The organism is Mesorhizobium abyssinicae (genome assembly GCF_049887195.1).
GTDB classification, from domain to species: Bacteria; Pseudomonadota; Alphaproteobacteria; order Rhizobiales; family Rhizobiaceae; genus Mesorhizobium; species Mesorhizobium abyssinicae.
In genome coordinates this window covers 18,356-34,994 of the sequence record NZ_JARAKC010000018.1, presented here as the reverse complement: position 1 = coordinate 34,994, position 16,639 = coordinate 18,356, and the positions used below count along the sequence as shown (strand labels likewise).

Genomic DNA, 16,639 nt, shown 5'->3' with positions numbered 1-16,639 from the left:
GCTGCGTTAGGTGGTTTGGTCGAGGACTTGGTCGAACTTAAATCGAGCCATCCGTGGGATAGAGCCATGCGGCACGGGGCCATGAGTGATGCGGCCATGGGGCGAGGCCAGCATGAGCCAGCCGACGGCGATATTGTCAGAGAGCAAGCCGTCCTCTTTCGCCTCACCGACCGACTATACCGAGCCAACGGCCTTGGCGAGATCTACGATGCAGCACTCGATGCCATATGCGACGCGCTCGGTTCGTCGCGCGCCTCGATTCTGAGATTTGACAGCCACGGCGTCATGAGCTTCGTCGCGTGGCGCTCACTCTCTGAAGAATACCGCGAGGCAGTTAACGGCCACACGCCGTGGACGCGCGGGGACCACAATGCCGAGCCAATCTTTGTCGAGGATATTCGTCTCAGCGGTGAATCTCGGCAACTCATCGACAGGGTCCTTGGCGAGGGAATCGAAGCGCTGGCCTTTATCCCGCTTGCCAGCTCCCGCGAGCTCATCGGCAAGTTCATGGTCTACTATCCAGCACCTCATCGCTTCGCCGATCGTGAACGCGAACTTGCGTTGACTATTGCCCGTCAGCTCGGGTTTGCGATGGAACGGATGCGGGCGGAAACAACGGCAGCGCGACTGAGCGCACTGGTCGAATCCTCGGATGACGCAATCATCGCGATCGATATGGATGGCATCGTTACGGACTGGAACAACGGCGCCGAGGGTATCTACGGCTACGGCCGCAAGGAAATTGTCGGACGTCCGCTCATGTTGCTGATACCGCCCGATCGCCAGAATGAGGAGCGAAAGATTCTGGCGCGCATTCGCAATGGAGAACATGTCGAGCATTTCGAGACCGTTCGCATGCGCAAGGATGGCAGCAGCATTCCGATCTCTTTGACCGCTTCCCCGATCGCGGATACGTCTGGCGCAATTATCGGTGTCTCCAAGATCGGCCGTGACATTTCCGAGCGGCTGCGCGCGCAAGAGCAGCGGGAGCTGCTGCTTCGCGAGATGGACCACCGCGTGAAGAATCTCTTTGCCATCGCAAGCTCCATCGTCAATTTGAGCGCGTCAGCCGCTGAAACGCCGGCCGCGCTCGCCTCCACCGTTTCTGACCGGCTCGGCGCCCTCGCGCGGGCGCATGCGCTGACGATGCTCCCTTCGACTGGCCCCTCTGTTCAGGTCGCGACGAGCCTACATGCATTGATCGCCGCAATCCTCGCGCCATACCGCCATGGAGCTGACGAGCATCCCCGCTTCGCGATCAGTGGCATCGATATGCCGGTGCCTTCAGCGATGATCACGCCGCTTTCTCTCTTGCTACACGAATTCGCCACCAACGCTGCCAAACATGGCAGCCTCTCGGCGGCCGCCGGCTCAATAGAAATCGCATGCTCCAGTCGGGACGGTAAGGTGACTGTCCGGTGGAGAGAGGTAGGAGGACCACCTCCGGTCGCAACCGAAGACGAAGGTTTCGGGAGCCGCTTGGTACGCGCCGCCGCGAGTGAGCTTGGCGGAGTCGTGCGAGATTGGGGCCCCGCCGGAATTGTCCTTGAGATCACGATCGATATTGAAAGATTCTCGGCATGATGACCGAGTCGCTTGTCAGCGCAGCAGCCCATCGCTCTCAAAGTCTTCCCAACCGCGCAGTTTGGCCTTCGAGCTTTCGTCTCCGCCACTCCCGGCTGAATGGGGAGCCTCACGCCCCCTCTTCTGCGCACGCTTGATTGCCGCCTTGGCGGCGGCCCGTCGCCGGTTCTCCGCGGCTGCCGCCGCATCTTCGTCACGCCAGACAGTGACCAGGTCACGGTCAAGCACATCTTCGATGTGCCGCGGGTCGAACACGTGGAATGTGATCTTCCTGGCGCGGCCGCGAAGCTTGACCGTCCTGGTCCCGGCGCTCTGCAAACGTCCGGCCTTGAGCCAGCGGTGACGCTCGCCAGACGAAATCGTCAGGATGTCCTCGACTTCGCGCGGGATCACCGGCAGGTCTTCGATGTCCTGCATCGCTTTGGACACGATCGCCGTTGCCGCATCGACATCTGCGTAAGAGCCCTCCGGCAGTCGCAAGGTCAGCACCCGGGATTCGATATGAAGCAAGTTTCTGAGCGCAGGCGGCAGACGCGCGCGGATCTCAAGGAAAATGCCCCTCGCCCGCATGGACGATCCCAGGGTCGCGGCCGGCGACAGCGGCCACTCGGCGATCAATTTTGAGGTCGGGTCGATTTTTGGGCGCGCGGGCATGCCGGAAAGATGGGGTGTCCCGCCTGCAAACACTACCCGACGCCCGTGCACTTTTATGCACAGACGCGAAACTCGGGACGCCAATTTCTCAGTGCGGGGGTGGCACCGATTGTTGGAACAAACGCTGCGCCCCTCTGTTTGTCTTCCAGGCACAATTCTGTGCGTTGGAGGATATCCATGAAACTTCATTTGCTATCGGCTGCGCTCTGCACGGCGGTCGGACTGGGTTTTGCCCATCCGGCGCTCAGTGCCGAAAAGGCGCAGGATTTCGTCAACAAGGCCGCGCAAGGCGGGATCTTCGAAGTCGAGTCCAGCAAGATCGTCCAGGGCAAGGCGAAAGACCAGGCCATCAACGACTTTGCCCTGAAAATGATTACCGATCACGGCGCCGCCAACGCCAAACTGCAGTCGATCGCCGGCGAGCAGAAATTGCAGGTTCCGGCGGAGGCGGACGCCAATCACAAGAGTGACCTCGAGGCGTTGAAATCCACGAACGGGTCAGCCGACCAGACTTACGTGAAGATGCAGCAAGACGCGCACGCCGACGCGGTCAAGCTGTTCCAGGACTATGCGGCCGACGGCGACAACGCGGATCTCAAGGCATTCGCACAGCAGACGTTGCCGACACTCAAGATGCATCAGGAGATGATCGAAAAGATTGCCTCCGGCAAGACCGACAATACGGCAACGACCAGCACCGCACCCGCGGCGACAGACACAGACCAGAACGCATCCGCTCCGGTGCCTGGAGCGAACAGCTTTACGGAAGCCCAGGCGAAATCACGGATCCAGGATGCCGGCTTCGCCAATGTCAGCACATTGACGAAGGACGACCAGGGCATCTGGCGCGGCACCGCCGAGAAAGACGGAAAGCAGGTAGCCGTAGCGCTCGATTTCAAAGGCAACGTGGTTGCCGGCGCTCAATAACCGAACTCAGACGATGGAGTGAAACATGACGACTGTCACCGGACTTTTCGATGACTATCAGGACGCGTCCGACGCAGTAAGCGAGCTGGAAGCGATTGGCGTGCCGAGAGACGACATCAGCATCGTGGCGAACAATTCCGACAATTGGTATCGGGATGAGACCTCGGAAGCCGGCGACGATGCCGCCGCCGGCGCAGGCCTGGGAGCGCTCGTGGGCGGCGCGGGCGGCCTCCTTACCGGGCTCGGAATCATGGCCATACCCGGTGTTGGGCCTGTGGTGGCGGCCGGCTGGCTAGCTGCTACGGCAGTTGGCGCGGTGGGCGGCGCGGTGGTCGGCGGAGCCGCCGGCGGAATTGTGGGCGCGCTGACGGAGTCCGGCGTTCCTGAACGCGATGCTCATGTCTATGCCGAGGGCGTTCGCCGCGGCGGCAGTCTCGTGACGGCCAAAGTCGACGATCGGCTCACCGGCGAGGCTGAACGCATCCTGCGAGGCGAGCGTGCCGCCAACCTGGACGAGCGGCGAAGCGCTTACGAGGCCAGCGGGTGGACGGGTTTCGACGCGGCCGCAGAGCCCTATGATGACATCGAGGCCGAACGCGATCGCGTTCGCCGGACCACACCACTCTAAAAAATGAGGCCCCGTCGAATACACGACGGGGCTTTTTCTTGCCGGGCGCACGAGGCATCCGAAATTTTTTGATTGTCTGCTCATCAGGAACATCTAAGGCAACCTCACGCAGGAATAGCGGGGATGACCCGGATCGCGACCTTCAACGTCAATGGTGTCAATGGGCGCTTGCCGGTGCTGCTGAAGTGGCTTGGCGAGACTGACTATGACGTGGTCTGCCTTCAGGAACTGAAAACATCGGACGTGAAATTTCCGATCGAGGCGATTCGGGACCTCGGCTTTAGCGCAATCTGGCACGGCCAGAAATCCTATAACGGAGTGGCAATCCTGGCCCGTGGGAGGGATCCGGTCGAGCGCCGCCGCGGCTTGCCGGGCGATCCCGATGATATGCATAGCCGCTATCTCGAGGCGGAAATCGACGATCTCGTCGTCGGCTGCATCTATCTGCCCAATGGCAATCCCGCGCCAGGGCCAAAGTTCGATTACAAGCTCCGTTGGTTCGAGCGTCTCGTCACCTACAGCCAGTCGCTGTTGGGCGAGCGGACGGTGCTTTGTGGTGATTACAACGTCGTGCCCACCGAAATAGACGCCGTTCTTCCGGCGCGCTGGCTGGGCGATGCCGTTTTCTTCCCCGAAAGCAGGAAAGCCTATGCCCACATGCTAACCTTGGGTTGGGTGGATGCGATGCGTCGTATCCATCCAGACAAGGGCATATACACCTACTGGAACTTTTCCTATCGCGGTGGCTACGACAGAAGCTCAGGCCTGCGGATGGACCATCTGCTCGTAAGCCCGTCCCTTGCGAAGAGCATTCTGGCTGCGGGTGTCGATGTCGCGACCCGTGGATGGGAAAAGCCGAGCGATCACGCACCCGCCTGGATCGACGTCGGTTAAGACCGATCGCGCGATCGCACTTGCAGAAAGACTGCTTGCGGCCGTCGCCCACGCTTCACGTCGAAACCCCTAAAAGGAGATCTCGCAAATGCCAAAGTTCGTTACGATCCAATATGGCCATGTGGCAAGATGGTGGAGGGAAGCAGCCAGTACGGATCCAGCTGAGAGCCGGCCGAGGCGCTGCAAGCGACTCGGCAATGACGGAGACAAGCTCCACTCGCAGCGAAACTAAAGAAGCAGTCGTGCGTTGGACGCGATTAAACCATTTCGTCGTGGGATGGGGCGGGTGTAGTGTGGTCAAGCCAACGTCGCGTAAAGCAATTCAGGGGTCAACCGCTCGTCAAGCGAAGTCGCCTACGCGTGACCCAGCCAATTCAGAACTGCCCACTTTTCGGCCTGTCCAGCTCGCAACGCTCGTGGACGTCGTCCCTGCCGGCGACCGCTGGCTCCACGAAATGAAATATGACGGCTATCGCATTCTAGTCGCCGTCGACAGTGGGCAAGCGCGTGCCTACACGCGATCTGGCCTGGACTGGTCTCACCGTTTTCCTTCCATTCTTTCGGAAGCCAGCAAGCTCAAGGTCGGGTCCGCCCTGATTGATGGCGAGGCCGTCGTTGTCGATGCGAACGGACGATCAAACTTCCAGGCCCTTCAAAACGCATTGAAAGGTGCGCCGGCGACCATCGACTTTTATGCCTTCGACCTCCTTCAACTCAACGGCGAAGATCTCACCAGGCGTCCTCTCCTTGATCGCAAGGAAAAGCTCCAGGCCATTTTGCCCGCGAAGAACCCGGTGCTTCGTTATTCCGATCATATTCTGGGTCGCGGAGAAGAGTTGCTCGAGCGCTTTTGCGCAGCTGGTCTCGAGGGGGTGGTTTCAAAGCTCGCCGATTCGCATTATGTGGCCGCCCGCGGCGGAAACTGGCTCAAGATTAAGTGCATCAAACGGCAGGAATTCGTGATTGTCGGCTGGACGCCGTCCGACAAGGTCCGCGCCTTCCGGTCATTGATCCTTGGAGTGCATGACGGCGGCAAGCTGCGTTATGCCGGGAAAGTCGGGACCGGCTTCGATACAGCTGAACTTTTCCGTCTCATGAAGATCATGGCACCACTCGAGCAGAAGGCCGCGACCGTCGAGGCGCCGCGAGCCGAAGTTCGCGGAGCACACTGGCTTCGGCCCAAGTTGGTGGCGGAGATTGCCTTCACAGAGATGACCAACGAAGGAACGTTGAGACATCCGAGCTACCTCGGTCTGCGCGAAGACAAGAAGGCGGCGGCGGTCGTGCTGGAGACGGAACGTCGCACAGCCAAGCTGACCGCGGCGCCGGCGAACACCATCGCTATCAGCAACCGTGACCGCGTTATCTATCCGGAGTCCAATATCACCAAAGGCCAGCTTGCCGACCACTATGCGGCCGTCGCGGAGATCATGCTGCCTTGGGTCGGCAGTCGGCCGATCAGCCTTGTTCGGTGTCCCCAGGGCCGGGCCAAGAAGTGCTTTTTCCAGAAGCATGATGCCGGGAGCTTCGGCGACAAGGTCCACCACGTCGGTATTACGGAAAAGGACGGTCACGAGGAGCCATACCTTTATGTCGACGACGCCGATGGGCTGATGACCTGCGTCCAGATGGGAACGATCGAGCTGCACGGGTGGGGAGCTCGGATAGAGGATGTCGAAAAGGCCGACCGCCTCGTCTTCGATCTCGACCCGGATGAGGGTCTCGATTTCGAAGCTGTCCGCGCCGCCGCTTTCCAGTTTCGTGATATTTTGAAATCGCTGGGACTTACGACGTTCCCGATGCTGACGGGAGGCAAAGGAGTGCACGTGATCGCGCCGCTCACCCCACAGGCCGAGTGGCCGCGAGTGAAAGACTTTGCGCATCGCCTCGCTCAGGCGGTCGCTCAAAGCGATCCCTCTCACTTCACGGCCGCGTTGTCGAAGGCGCGCCGCAAGGGTCGCATCTTTGTCGACTATTTGCGCAACCAGCGTGGGGCGACCGCGATCATGCCTTATAGCGCTAGGTCCCGAGCTGGCGCACCGGTCGCGGCGCCGATCACCTGGGCGGAGATGAAGACGATTGATGCGCCCTCGCATTTCCACGTCGGCGATGCTCCTGAATTGAAGAAACGCGCAGCTAGCAAATCTCTGGCGGGATGGGGTCGAGCCGACCAATCATTGCCGGATCTCTAGCCCCACTCCGCGAAAGGCAGCGAGGCTGGATTGGGCGCTTCGCTGCCTTTGCCCCGATTGGAACCTGCGGTGATTGGCCCCGTTTGCCTTGACCATGGCCAAAACCGATCCGCGGACAGTCGCCAGTCTGCTTAGGGAATACGCACATCGCACGTCGCTGCGCGGAGACAATCCCTATCGCACCAAGGCTTACTTGCGCGCGGCCGATAGTCTGGCTGCGTTGTCGCAGCCGCTTGATCGGATCATCGCCGCGGGCGCCCTCACCAGAATCCCGGGAATCGGTGAGGCGATCGCGGACATTGTGCGCAAGCTCCATGAAACGGGCACGCATCCACGCCTTGAGACGCTGCGCGAGGAGGTGCCGGCAGGTGTGATGGAGCTTTTTACAATACCTGGCCTGCGGCCTGACAAGATCCTGAAGCTCCATCAGGCGCTCGGTGTGAACTCGTTGGCCGAGCTCGAAGCCGCGGCAAAGGCAGATCGTATCCGGCCTGTCAAAGGCCTTGGTGCTTCGCTTCAGACAAAAATCCTGCAAAACCTGGCTATCGCTCGAAGCGACGAAACACAGCTTCACCTGCACAAGGCCGCCGCACTCCTTGAGCATGCAATCCTATCGGTGAAGCAAGAGCATCCCGAACTTTCGCGTGTGGAAATCGCCGGTGATTTCCGGCGCGGTTGCGAACTTGTTACCGAGCTCGCGCTGGTCGCGCTGGGCAAGAAGCGGACCGAAATCGAGCAATCCACGCTCAGGCTTGTCGTCACGGACAACAAGCACTTTGGCGCGAGCCTCCTCGAAGCAACCGGTTCAGTTGTCCATCTTGAGCAGTTGAAGATATACGCGGCCGCGAGAGGATTTGCCCTCAAACCCGGCGGGCTCTACCGCGGGAGAAGGCTGATCGCATCAGCGACAGAGGAGGAAATCTACGGTGCGTTGGACCTGCAGTTCATCGAACCTGAACTGCGCGAAGGCAGAGACGAGATTGGGCGGGCAGCGAGGCGGCAGCTCCCTACCCTCGTCCGGGATGAAGATCTGCATGGTATCCTGCATTCTCACACGACCGCATCCGATGGTACCGAGACGCTTGAGGCAATGGCTGAAGCGACGCGCAAGCGCGGGTTCGACTACTTTGGTGTCGCCGACCATTCGCAGTCTGCCCACTACGCGGGCGGCCTCACACTGCAGGAGATTGCCGAGCAGCACCGTGAAGCGGATCGGCTGAACAAGAGGTATGGCGGAAAATTCCGTGTCCTGAAGGGCATTGAGGCAGACATCCTCGCCGACGGCTCGCTTGATTATCCGGACCACGTCTTGAAGCGGTTCGATTTCGTTGTCGCGAGCGTGCACAGCCGCTTCAAGTTGCCGAAGAAAGAGCAGACGGACCGTATCATTGAGGCAATCGCGAACCCCCTGACGACAATCATCGGGCACATGACCGGTCGCCAATTGTTGCGTCGTCCCGGCTACGAGCTCGACGTCGACAAGGTCCTCAGAGCGTGCGCGAAATATGGTGTCGCTGTCGAAATCAACGCGCATCCCTGGCGGCTCGATCTCGACTGGCGCTGGCATCAGAAAGCCCTCGACTACGGCTGCATCTTCAGCATCAATCCGGACGCCCATTCAATCCGCGAACTCGACCACGTGCATTGGGGCGTCGAAATGGCCCGCAAGGGAGGTATCCCCAGAGATCGGGTTTTGAACGCCATGGGTTTGACGGCTGTGCTCGCGCATCTTTCAAAGCGCAAGTCCGCCCGCAACGGCGGCAACCGTCACTCGCCTGCGAAGAGCCCTAGAGCCGCGTAACGAGCGGCGGTCAGGATCATGGCCCACTCCCGGAACGTAGGGCCTTTGTTTTCGTTGGTAGAAATGACGTTGGCAGATCCGACGGTCAATCAACCAAGGCAACAGGAGGAATTTCACATGGTCCGCAAGATACTGGCTACGGTGGCCACGGCTGCTTTCATGTCGACGGTGCTGTGCACCGCCGGTGCTTACGCCGCAAATACCAGCAAACCCGCTGCCCAGACGGAGGTCGTCGCTCCGGTCACGGATGGCAAGCTCGTCTCCAAGATCATGGGAGCCGCGGTTTACGACAGCACCGCAGATGACGCGACGAAGATCGGCGATGTTAATGACATCGTCCTCGACAAGAACGGGAACGCCAAACTCGTCGTCATTGGCGTCGGCGGTTTCCTCGGCGTGGGCGAAAAAAATGTCGCCTACGATTTCAACAAGCTTGAATGGATCAACAAGAACGGCGATCGCTGGCTGGTCGCAAAGACGACCAAGGATGAGCTTAATGCTCAGCCCAATTTCGATACGACGGCCTACGATCCTGCGGCAGCCTCGACGACCCAGCCGACCAAAAGCACGGCGGACACTCAAGCGACAACTGCCAAAACCGATACGACTGCGACGGCCTCGATCGACAAGTCGAGCTTGACCGAAATGCCGTCAGACAAAATCAGCGCGGCAAATCTGATCGGAACCAACGTCTATGGCGCAGATGATGCGAAGGTCGGCGAGATCGGCGACGTGATCCTGACAGGCGACAAGAAGGTCGACTCGATAATCGTTGATGTAGGCGGCTTCCTGGGCATTGGCGAAAAGAAGGTCGCCGTCGGCATGGAGAACCTCAAGTTCATGACCGACAAGAACGGCAACCGCTATTTGTACACGAACTTCACCAGGGAGCAGCTGGAGGCGCAGACTGCCTACGACAAGGCCACTTACGCCCAAAACCGCGATAAGCAACGGATAGTCATCAGCAAGTAAAGAACTACCCGAAGCGCTCGTCGTCCACGGCGGGCGCTTTGGTCATCCGGTGACAGAAGCGGGCCTTGAGATTAGCCGACGAAGTCCGTCATAGCTCTGAAGATATCAGCGACCCTCGTCCTGTCTGATGTCCCTCGCGTGTCGAAAGAGACGCGGTCAGAGGGGCTGGCCTGACCTCGCAGATCAGTCTTCTCCTGGTGCCCGCAGCATAGCGGTGACTAAGATGTATCTCATCCAAATCCTGTTGCCTCTATCAGACAACCAGGGTCAACCGTACCCCCGAAGAGATTTCGACCGCCTGAAAGAAGAACTGGCGGGTCGCTTCGATGGCGTGACGGCCTATCTCCAGGCGCCTGCGGAGGGTCTTTGGAACGACCGCGGAAAAACAGACAGGGACGATATCGTCATCTTCGAGGTGATGACGCCAAGCATGGATGTTTCAGATTGGCGGCGCCGACAGGGCGACCTGGAGCATGTCTTTCGGCAGGAAAATATTGTGGTCCGCTACTGGACGATAACACTCCTTTGAAGCTCAGGCTCGCTGGCCGCTCCGGAACAAGACTGGGGCATTCAGGTTGCTAGGCGAGAGGCCTGGTCGCATCTGGCGCCGACGCACAATGTCATCGTCAAGGCGCATGAACGCCATCATCCAGATCGCACTGCGATTGCATCAATGACGGCCGGCGCCTCCACCACCGCCACGACACGGTCGTCTCCTACGATCATGGGAGCGTAACCGCCACACTACGGTTGTCATCAAGACCCACTCCGTTTGGAACCGCCGTGTCTCCTCATCGTTGAACCGAAGGTTCCATAACTTCCAAAGCGATGGTGGCACGTGACTCACAGCTCGACATTCAAAAACGTGCGGCTTGAGATTTTTGGACCAACTTTCGAACCGGTAGGGATCGGGCCGGTGCTGGCTGCAACAAGTGCCGTGGCTGCCGCTCTTTGCATTGCACGGCCCAAGCAATGACCGATGTCAGCTCGGAAATTGAGCGAGAGCAATGCAACACGGTTGCCAAAGGGCCATTTCAACGTTTCCTCCGCATTATTGGCCCCGGCTTCATCACCGGCGCCTCCGATGACGACCCCTCAGGGATAGGCACGTACAGCCAGGCCGGAGCCCAACTCGGGTTCAACATCGGCTGGACCATGCTCTTTACCTTTCCTCTTATGGCGGCGATCCAGGAAATTGCGGCTCGGATAGGTCGCACCACGGGCAAAGGCATCTCTGGCAACCTTTCTCGCTATTACCCTGCCCCTCTGCTTTATCTTGTGGTCGTCCTGCTATTTTCCGCCAATGTGATCAACATTGGTGCCGACTTAAGCGCGATGGCTGATGCGCTCAACCTTCTGATCGGAGGGCCTAGCTCGGTCTATGTACTGGGGTTCGCGCTGGTCAGCGTGGCGGCAATCGTGTTCCTCAAATACAGCCGCTACGTGAAAATCCTTAAATGGACCACGCTTAGCCTGTTCGCCTATGTCGTGGCGATGTTCGCTGCAAACGTTCCGTGGGGCGAAGCGGCAAAGGGGGTGTTGATTCCGCACGTCGAATGGAACGGCACGTTCTTCACGACGCTGCTTGCCATCTTGGGCACAACCATTTCTCCCTACCTGTTTTTCTGGCAGGCTTCGCAAGAGGTCGAGGAGGAAAAGCTCGATCCTTCCGCCAAGCCCCTGAAATGGGCACCATGGCAGGCTCGAAAGGCGTTCGGGCGGATTCGCGCTGACACACTGGTTGGGATGGCCCTGTCCAACCTTATTGCCATCGCCATCATCTTCACCACTGCTGCGACGCTCAACAAGGCAGGGGTAACCGATATCTCCTCTTCCACGGACGCGGCGAAGGCATTGGAACCGGTGGCCGGCAAATTCGCCTTCATCATCTTTGCGGCGGGAATCATCGGTACCGGGTTACTGGCCGTTCCGGTGCTCGCGGGATCGGCCGCCTTCGCAGTCGGCGAGGCCCTACACTGGAAGGTTGGCCTGGCCCGTGAACCGAAGGAGGCGGTGGCCTTCTATGGGACACTTGCCACGGCCGCGGCCCTTGGCACCGGCATCATGTTCACGCCAATCGACCCGATCAAGGCGCTTTATTGGAGCGCCGTAATCAACGGCATCTGCGCGGTGCCGGTGATGGTCGTGATGATGCTTTTGGCGGGCCGGGCCGACATAATGGGAGACTTCCCCATACGAGGGTGGCTCCGTTCCCTGGGGTGGCTCTCGACCGTAGCCATGACGCTATGCGTCGTTGGTCTGGCGGCTCAGTGGCTACTGTGACCGCTTTCGACTTCCGGGAGCGATGGATGAGCAAGCCGATAGAGAAATGGCCTGTCACCTATGACGCTGAGGTCTGGGCCAAAAAATATGGCCCGACGCTCAAGCAGGCCAAGACGATCATCAGTTCAAACGGCCCTCCCAAGCATGGTTGTGACGTTGGCGCTGCCGCATTCATTCGCGTTTGGTAATGAGGGGAATTAGTTCGCCAGCCCGCCGACGGCCAACACCTGGTGGCGCGCCTTGAGGTATCTCGCTTCATTCAGTAGTGAATTCCAATAGGTGCCGATCAGCACAATACTGGTCGCCGCTCGCATGGAAGGCACAAGGCCGCGTTTGACCTTGACCCACAAGCCGACGGCATTCGTTCCGGCGACTTCGCCACACCAGAGTCCCGAGGCGAAATTCATACCTGCGCGGCTGGCCTGCTGCTGGCGGCCGGAACTGGCGGTCACGCCACGCGTTCTCCAACGATCTTTCGGCAATGGAGATTGGGAGCGCGCTATGGGCCTGTTTACGAAGGACATCAAGACGATGGACGATCTGTTCCTGCACGTTTTGCAGGACATCTACTATGCTGAAAAACAGATTCTGAAGGCGCTCCCCGATATGGTTGAAAAGGCCACCAACCGGGATTTGACGGCGGCTTTCAAAGCCCACCTCGCCGAGACGCAAAAGCACGTCCAACGGCTGGAGCAAGCCTTTGAGCTTATCGGTGAAAACCCGAAGGGGACGACCTGCCCGGCGATCGATGGCATCATCAAGGAAGCCAACGGGATCGCAGGCGAGGTTGCCGAGAAGAAAGTGCTCGACGCCGCCCTGATTGCCGCCGCACAGGCCGTCGAGCATTATGAGATTACCCGCTACGGAACTCTGATTGCGTGGGCGCAGCAGAGCGGCAACGAAGCCGTCGTCCGACTTCTCACTGCGACCTTCAACGAGGAAAAGGCGGCCGACAAGAAACTCACCACCATCGCCGAAGGGAAAGTCAACGAGAAGGCGTCGACTTGATCGATGCGCTCGAGGACGCTTGCATGAACGCGCGCGCTGAACTCACCCGATCCCTTTGGATGAAGGTCGACGTCTATCCCGATGCGCCGAAATTCTCGGGCAAGAAGAGCTGTGACACAGTCATCATAGGAGCGGGGATCGCCGGACTGTCGATCGCTCACGAACTGGCCAACATCGGCCAGAAGGTCATCGTCATCGATCGCGGAACGATCGCCGGCGGTATGACGTCGCGAACCACGGCGCATCTGGCGCCGATCTGTGACGATGGGCTCAGCGCGTTGATCAACCTGCGGGGTGAAGACGTTGCAAGGCTCTTCCAGCAAAGTCAGGAAGCCGCCGTCGCCCGCATCGAGGAAAACGTCTCCGAGTTACGGATCGACTGCAATTTCCGCAGGTTGGACGCGTTTCTATTTCCGGCAATGGGTGTCGACCCCAAAAACGCCCGCGATCAACGCCAGCAAGAATTCGATGCGGCACGAAAGGTCGGGGCCGCTGTCGAACTGGTAACTGGCGTGCCGCTCAAGGGTTTCGAGGAGGCGCCGGTCCTGTGCTACCCCAACCAGGCGACTTTCCATCCGTTGAGATATCTGCGCGGGCTTGCGGGATCGATCCGCGACAGCGGGTCCCTCATTTTCGCCAACAGCGCCGTGACCTCCGTCGAGGAACTGCCTGAGGACGGCGTGCGCGTCTCCACGGAGAACGGCGGCGTGATTGACGCGGGATCGGCCGTCGTTGCCACGAACTCGCCGATCAACGATCGTTTTCAGCTGCACACCAAGATGTCGCCCTACCGGACCTACGCGATTGCTTTCACATTGCCGAAGGGTGCGCTCCCCGATGCGTTGTTCTGGGACACGGGCGATCCTTACCACTACGTCCGAATGAATCCCGGTCCCGGCTCGGTTGACTATCTGATCGCAGGCGGAGCCGACCACAAATCCGGCGAATCCGACGACGGCGACATTCGTTTCGAGGCAATCGAGGCCTGGATACGAGCGCTCGTGCCAAGCTTGGGCAAAAAGGTCACGCGCTGGTCGGGACAGGTTCTGGACACGATCGACTATTGCGCCTTCATCGGCCTCAATCCCGGCAGCAAATCGGTCTATGTCGTCACCGGCGATTCCGGCCAGGGAATAACGCATGGCGCGCTGTCCGGCTTGCTGGTGAAGGATATGATTTCGGGCAAGGAGAACCCGTGGGCCGAGGTCTACGACCCGTCGCGCAACACGCCCTCCGGCGTGATCAACTATGTTCGTGAAAACCTGTCCGCGGTCAAAAATCTCGCCGACTATTTGCTTCCGGGTGACTTGAAGTCACTGGCCGAGCTTGCGCCTGGCCAAGGCGGGGTCCTGCGGGACGGACTGCGCAAGATCGCAGCCTGCCGCGATATGGCTGGAAAGCTCTATCTGAATTCCGCCGTCTGCACGCATTCTGGATGCGAAGTGGCCTGGAATTCCACCGAGCAGTGTTGGGACTGCTGCTGTCATGGCTCCCATTTTGCTCCCGATGGCATCGTGCTCAACGGGCCGGCCGTTGGTCGTCTCAACCCCGTGGACGCACCGGCGGGAGGAACATGATGCCCATACTTGAGCGCGGCAAAACACTCGTCGAGAAGATCACCGGCTGGCAACGACCCTCAAGCGACGAGCTCGGTCGGCTGGTGCGCCAGCGCAAGGCCAATGCATTCCGCTTCGAGGACGACGGCATCATCCCCAATCATCCCCACTGGCCGTTGGTCGTCTATCGCGGCGTCGTGAAACTGCCTGCCGAATTCGATCCGGCCGCAATCTTCGAGGAGCTCTTCGAGCGCAACAACTGGAAGGGGTCTTGGCGAAACGGCATCTACGATTATGCGCATTACCATTCCCGCATACATGAGGTTCTTGGCGTCGCTCGCGGATCGGCAAAGGTGCAGTTCGGAGGCAAGCGCGGCCGCACGCTCACCATCAAGGCGGCAGACGTCGCTATTTTGCCAGCAGGCACTGGTCACCAGTGCCTCGCGGCGAGCGAAGACTTTCTCGTGGTCGGCGCCTACCCGCCCAACGGCACATACGATGAGTGTTCTAGGAGCGAGGACCATGCCCACGCCGTCAAAACCATTTTCAAGGTCGCTAAACCACCACAGGATCCCGTCTACGGTGGCAGCGGTCCGCTTTTCGACATCTGGAAAGCATTTCGGTAAGCGCTGAGCGCTTCCGCCCATTTCCTCTGGATCGCCGAGTTGCGCTGCCTCGATGGCGGGCGGACAAAGGACCGCGCCAATGCACTTCGCCTAAGGAGCGATTGGCTCTGATCGCCGTTAAGACGGACAGAGATTATGCAATGGCCATCAACGTTCCCAGGAAAGACATAGGCCTTGACGAGCGACGTGAGCGCCGCAGGCTGCGCCGCGAAAAGCAGCGCGCAGAGAACGTGGGGCGCGCGGAAAAAATGCACCTCGCACGGCTGGCGGGCAAAGGGCCCGGCTGCCATTCGACCGAGTTGGCGAACTCCGCTTATGTCGGCTGCTCCGGATGGTTCTACTGGAAATGGCGCGGAAAGTTCTATCCGGCTGAGATGCCAACCTCCGAATGGTTCACTCATTATGCGCAGCAGTTCGACACCGTCGAAATAAACGCATCCTTCTATTCCTGGCCGACCGTCGCGAATGTGAAAACCTGGCTTCGTCAGCCCGGAACGCGCGCGTTCGTTTACACCATAAAAGTCTGTGAGCTGATCACGCACGTCAAGAGATTCGAGGATACCGAAACCCTGGTAAAAGATTTTGGACTGATCGGCGATATCCTTGGCAAGCGGATGGGCTGCTTTCTCTTCCAGCTTCCGCCAAGCTATCGCTTCACCGAGGAGAGGCTCCGCGCCATTCTGAGCCAGCTCGACCACACGCGACGCAACGTTGTGGAATTTCGTCATGCCAGCTGGTGGAACGAGACCGTCTATTCCGCCTTCCGCGAGAGCGGCACGATATTCTGTTCCTGCAGCGGTCCACGGCTTCCGGACGTTCTGGTTCGCACAGCCAACGATATTTACCTCCGAATGCACGGTCCGGAGCGCTGGTACAGGCACGACTATTCCGAAGGCGAGTTGGCCGAATGGGCCGAGAGGATCAAGAACAGCGGCGCGCGGAGAGCCTGGGTTTATTTCAACAACGACTATGAAGGCTTTGCGCCCGGCAACGCTTTGACCATGCGCCGGCTGCTCGATCAAACAGGCTTGGATCAAGCTCCGTCCGAAGTGGATGTTTCCGTGGCGGCTCCATCATCATAGTATGAGATCCGCGTCCGATGAACCCACCAACAAAGCGCAGTTCCTGCAAATGCCAGATAAGGCGCTGCGCACGTCCAATCGTTTCGGGCACTTTCCTACGTTGGCTCGGTTCCCGCTGTTGCTCTGCGTCCGCTCGGTCGGTTCAGCTTTCGAGCACCAGCGATGCTTTCACCAATTCCACTGCTGCGCTCCGGGCCGGGTTTTGTGGCACAACGAACCACAAAACGATGGTCATCTTCGTGTGCAGTCGGGTCGCTTTTCCAGTCGGGCACGAACACGCGGGCGCATGCGCGAAAAATCGACCGCAATCGCGACGGCTCCGGCTCCAATTGAGGATGCCAGCAGCTCCTGTGGAAAGCTTCAGTCGCGCAAGATTAAGGAGCGTGCTCCGTTCAGGCGGCGGAGGACCCTGACATCTCCAGATCAATCGCC

At 59.5% G+C, this 16,639-nt stretch carries 16 protein-coding genes; 14 read left to right on the top strand and 2 right to left on the bottom strand.

The features are described 5' to 3' along the window. Positions 1-81 precede the first annotated feature (81 nt). The gene (locus PU724_RS26770; RefSeq protein WP_354422644.1) at positions 82-1,584 is read left to right on the top strand and encodes a PAS domain S-box protein; all 1,503 of its coding nucleotides are present in this window, start codon (positions 82-84) and stop codon (positions 1,582-1,584) included. Between the two features lie 15 nt (positions 1,585-1,599). Here PU724_RS26770 and PU724_RS26765 read toward each other — a convergent pair whose 3' ends face one another. Next, the gene (locus tag PU724_RS26765; protein WP_354422965.1) at positions 1,600-2,238 is read right to left on the bottom strand and encodes a hypothetical protein; all 639 of its coding nucleotides are present in this window, start codon (positions 2,236-2,238) and stop codon (positions 1,600-1,602) included. 177 nt (positions 2,239-2,415) lie between these two features. Here PU724_RS26765 and PU724_RS26760 point away from each other — a divergent pair, with 177 nt between their 5' ends. The 9 genes from PU724_RS26760 to PU724_RS26720 all read left to right on the top strand — a co-directional run bounded on the left by PU724_RS26760 (position 2,416) and on the right by PU724_RS26720 (position 12,123). Continuing rightward, entirely contained in the window at positions 2,416-3,165 is a 750-nt protein-coding gene (locus PU724_RS26760; protein ID WP_354422642.1) for a DUF4142 domain-containing protein, read from the top strand. Between the two features lie 25 nt (positions 3,166-3,190). After that, a complete protein-coding gene (locus tag PU724_RS26755) occupies positions 3,191-3,793 on the top strand; it encodes a general stress protein (RefSeq protein ID WP_354422640.1) in 603 nt (200 codons plus the stop codon). Positions 3,794-3,916: 123 nt separating this feature from the next. Next, entirely contained in the window at positions 3,917-4,687 is a 771-nt protein-coding gene (gene xth, locus PU724_RS26750; RefSeq protein WP_354422638.1) for an exodeoxyribonuclease III, read from the top strand. Between the two features lie 272 nt (positions 4,688-4,959). Further along, on the top strand, positions 4,960-6,879 hold the full coding sequence (ligD, locus tag PU724_RS26745; RefSeq protein ID WP_354422963.1) for a DNA ligase D: 1,920 nt from the start codon (positions 4,960-4,962) through the stop codon (positions 6,877-6,879). Positions 6,880-6,973: 94 nt separating this feature from the next. Beyond that, complete coding sequence (locus tag PU724_RS26740; RefSeq protein WP_354422636.1) at positions 6,974-8,680, top strand: PHP domain-containing protein; 1,707 nt, start codon at positions 6,974-6,976, stop codon at positions 8,678-8,680. A gap of 117 nt (positions 8,681-8,797) precedes the next feature. Beyond that, positions 8,798-9,652, top strand: coding sequence for a PRC-barrel domain-containing protein (locus PU724_RS26735; RefSeq protein WP_354422634.1), 855 nt, complete (start codon positions 8,798-8,800; stop codon positions 9,650-9,652). 223 nt (positions 9,653-9,875) lie between these two features. Beyond that, a complete protein-coding gene (locus PU724_RS26730) occupies positions 9,876-10,181 on the top strand; it encodes a hypothetical protein (protein ID WP_127282040.1) in 306 nt (101 codons plus the stop codon). 443 nt (positions 10,182-10,624) lie between these two features. Further along, a complete protein-coding gene (locus tag PU724_RS26725) occupies positions 10,625-11,935 on the top strand; it encodes an NRAMP family divalent metal transporter (RefSeq protein WP_354422632.1) in 1,311 nt (436 codons plus the stop codon). Positions 11,936-11,961: 26 nt separating this feature from the next. Then, entirely contained in the window at positions 11,962-12,123 is a 162-nt protein-coding gene (locus PU724_RS26720) for a hypothetical protein (protein ID WP_354422630.1), read from the top strand. A 9-nt stretch (positions 12,124-12,132) separates the two neighbouring features. On the opposite strand, the gene PU724_RS26715 is transcribed toward PU724_RS26720, so the two are convergent. Further along, on the bottom strand, positions 12,133-12,387 hold the full coding sequence (locus PU724_RS26715) for a hypothetical protein (RefSeq protein ID WP_354422628.1): 255 nt from the start codon (positions 12,385-12,387) through the stop codon (positions 12,133-12,135). 49 nt (positions 12,388-12,436) lie between these two features. Between PU724_RS26715 and PU724_RS26710 the strand changes: the two genes are divergently transcribed. From PU724_RS26710 to PU724_RS26695, 4 genes are all read left to right on the top strand, one after another. Beyond that, the gene (locus PU724_RS26710; RefSeq protein ID WP_354422627.1) at positions 12,437-12,943 is read left to right on the top strand and encodes a YciE/YciF ferroxidase family protein; all 507 of its coding nucleotides are present in this window, start codon (positions 12,437-12,439) and stop codon (positions 12,941-12,943) included. Positions 12,944-12,966: 23 nt separating this feature from the next. Next, positions 12,967-14,520, top strand: coding sequence for an FAD-dependent oxidoreductase (locus tag PU724_RS26705; RefSeq protein ID WP_354422962.1), 1,554 nt, complete (start codon positions 12,967-12,969; stop codon positions 14,518-14,520). Then, entirely contained in the window at positions 14,520-15,125 is a 606-nt protein-coding gene (locus PU724_RS26700; RefSeq protein WP_426213672.1) for a cupin, read from the top strand. Before PU724_RS26705 ends, PU724_RS26700 begins: the two co-directional genes overlap by 1 nt. A gap of 140 nt (positions 15,126-15,265) precedes the next feature. Beyond that, entirely contained in the window at positions 15,266-16,207 is a 942-nt protein-coding gene (locus PU724_RS26695) for a DUF72 domain-containing protein (RefSeq protein WP_354422623.1), read from the top strand. Positions 16,208-16,639 lie beyond the last annotated feature (432 nt).

Excerpts from the sequence above, each read along its gene's own strand:
- PU724_RS26770 (WP_354422644.1), top strand. The coding sequence starts at position 82 with ATGAGTGATGCGGCCATGGGGCGAGGCCAGCATGAGCCAGCCGACGGC.
- PU724_RS26765 (WP_354422965.1), bottom strand. The coding sequence starts at position 2,238 with ATGCCCGCGCGCCCAAAAATCGACCCGACCTCAAAATTGATCGCCGAG.
- PU724_RS26760 (WP_354422642.1), top strand. The coding sequence starts at position 2,416 with ATGAAACTTCATTTGCTATCGGCTGCGCTCTGCACGGCGGTCGGACTG.
- PU724_RS26755 (WP_354422640.1), top strand. The coding sequence starts at position 3,191 with ATGACGACTGTCACCGGACTTTTCGATGACTATCAGGACGCGTCCGAC.
- xth (WP_354422638.1), top strand. The coding sequence starts at position 3,917 with ATGACCCGGATCGCGACCTTCAACGTCAATGGTGTCAATGGGCGCTTG.
- PU724_RS26740 (WP_354422636.1), top strand. The coding sequence starts at position 6,974 with ATGGCCAAAACCGATCCGCGGACAGTCGCCAGTCTGCTTAGGGAATAC.
- PU724_RS26735 (WP_354422634.1), top strand. The coding sequence starts at position 8,798 with ATGGTCCGCAAGATACTGGCTACGGTGGCCACGGCTGCTTTCATGTCG.
- PU724_RS26730 (WP_127282040.1), top strand. The coding sequence starts at position 9,876 with ATGTATCTCATCCAAATCCTGTTGCCTCTATCAGACAACCAGGGTCAA.
- PU724_RS26725 (WP_354422632.1), top strand. The coding sequence starts at position 10,625 with ATGACCGATGTCAGCTCGGAAATTGAGCGAGAGCAATGCAACACGGTT.
- PU724_RS26720 (WP_354422630.1), top strand. The coding sequence starts at position 11,962 with ATGAGCAAGCCGATAGAGAAATGGCCTGTCACCTATGACGCTGAGGTC.
- PU724_RS26710 (WP_354422627.1), top strand. The coding sequence starts at position 12,437 with ATGGGCCTGTTTACGAAGGACATCAAGACGATGGACGATCTGTTCCTG.
- PU724_RS26705 (WP_354422962.1), top strand. The coding sequence starts at position 12,967 with ATGAACGCGCGCGCTGAACTCACCCGATCCCTTTGGATGAAGGTCGAC.
- PU724_RS26700 (WP_426213672.1), top strand. The coding sequence starts at position 14,520 with ATGCCCATACTTGAGCGCGGCAAAACACTCGTCGAGAAGATCACCGGC.
- PU724_RS26695 (WP_354422623.1), top strand. The coding sequence starts at position 15,266 with ATGGCCATCAACGTTCCCAGGAAAGACATAGGCCTTGACGAGCGACGT.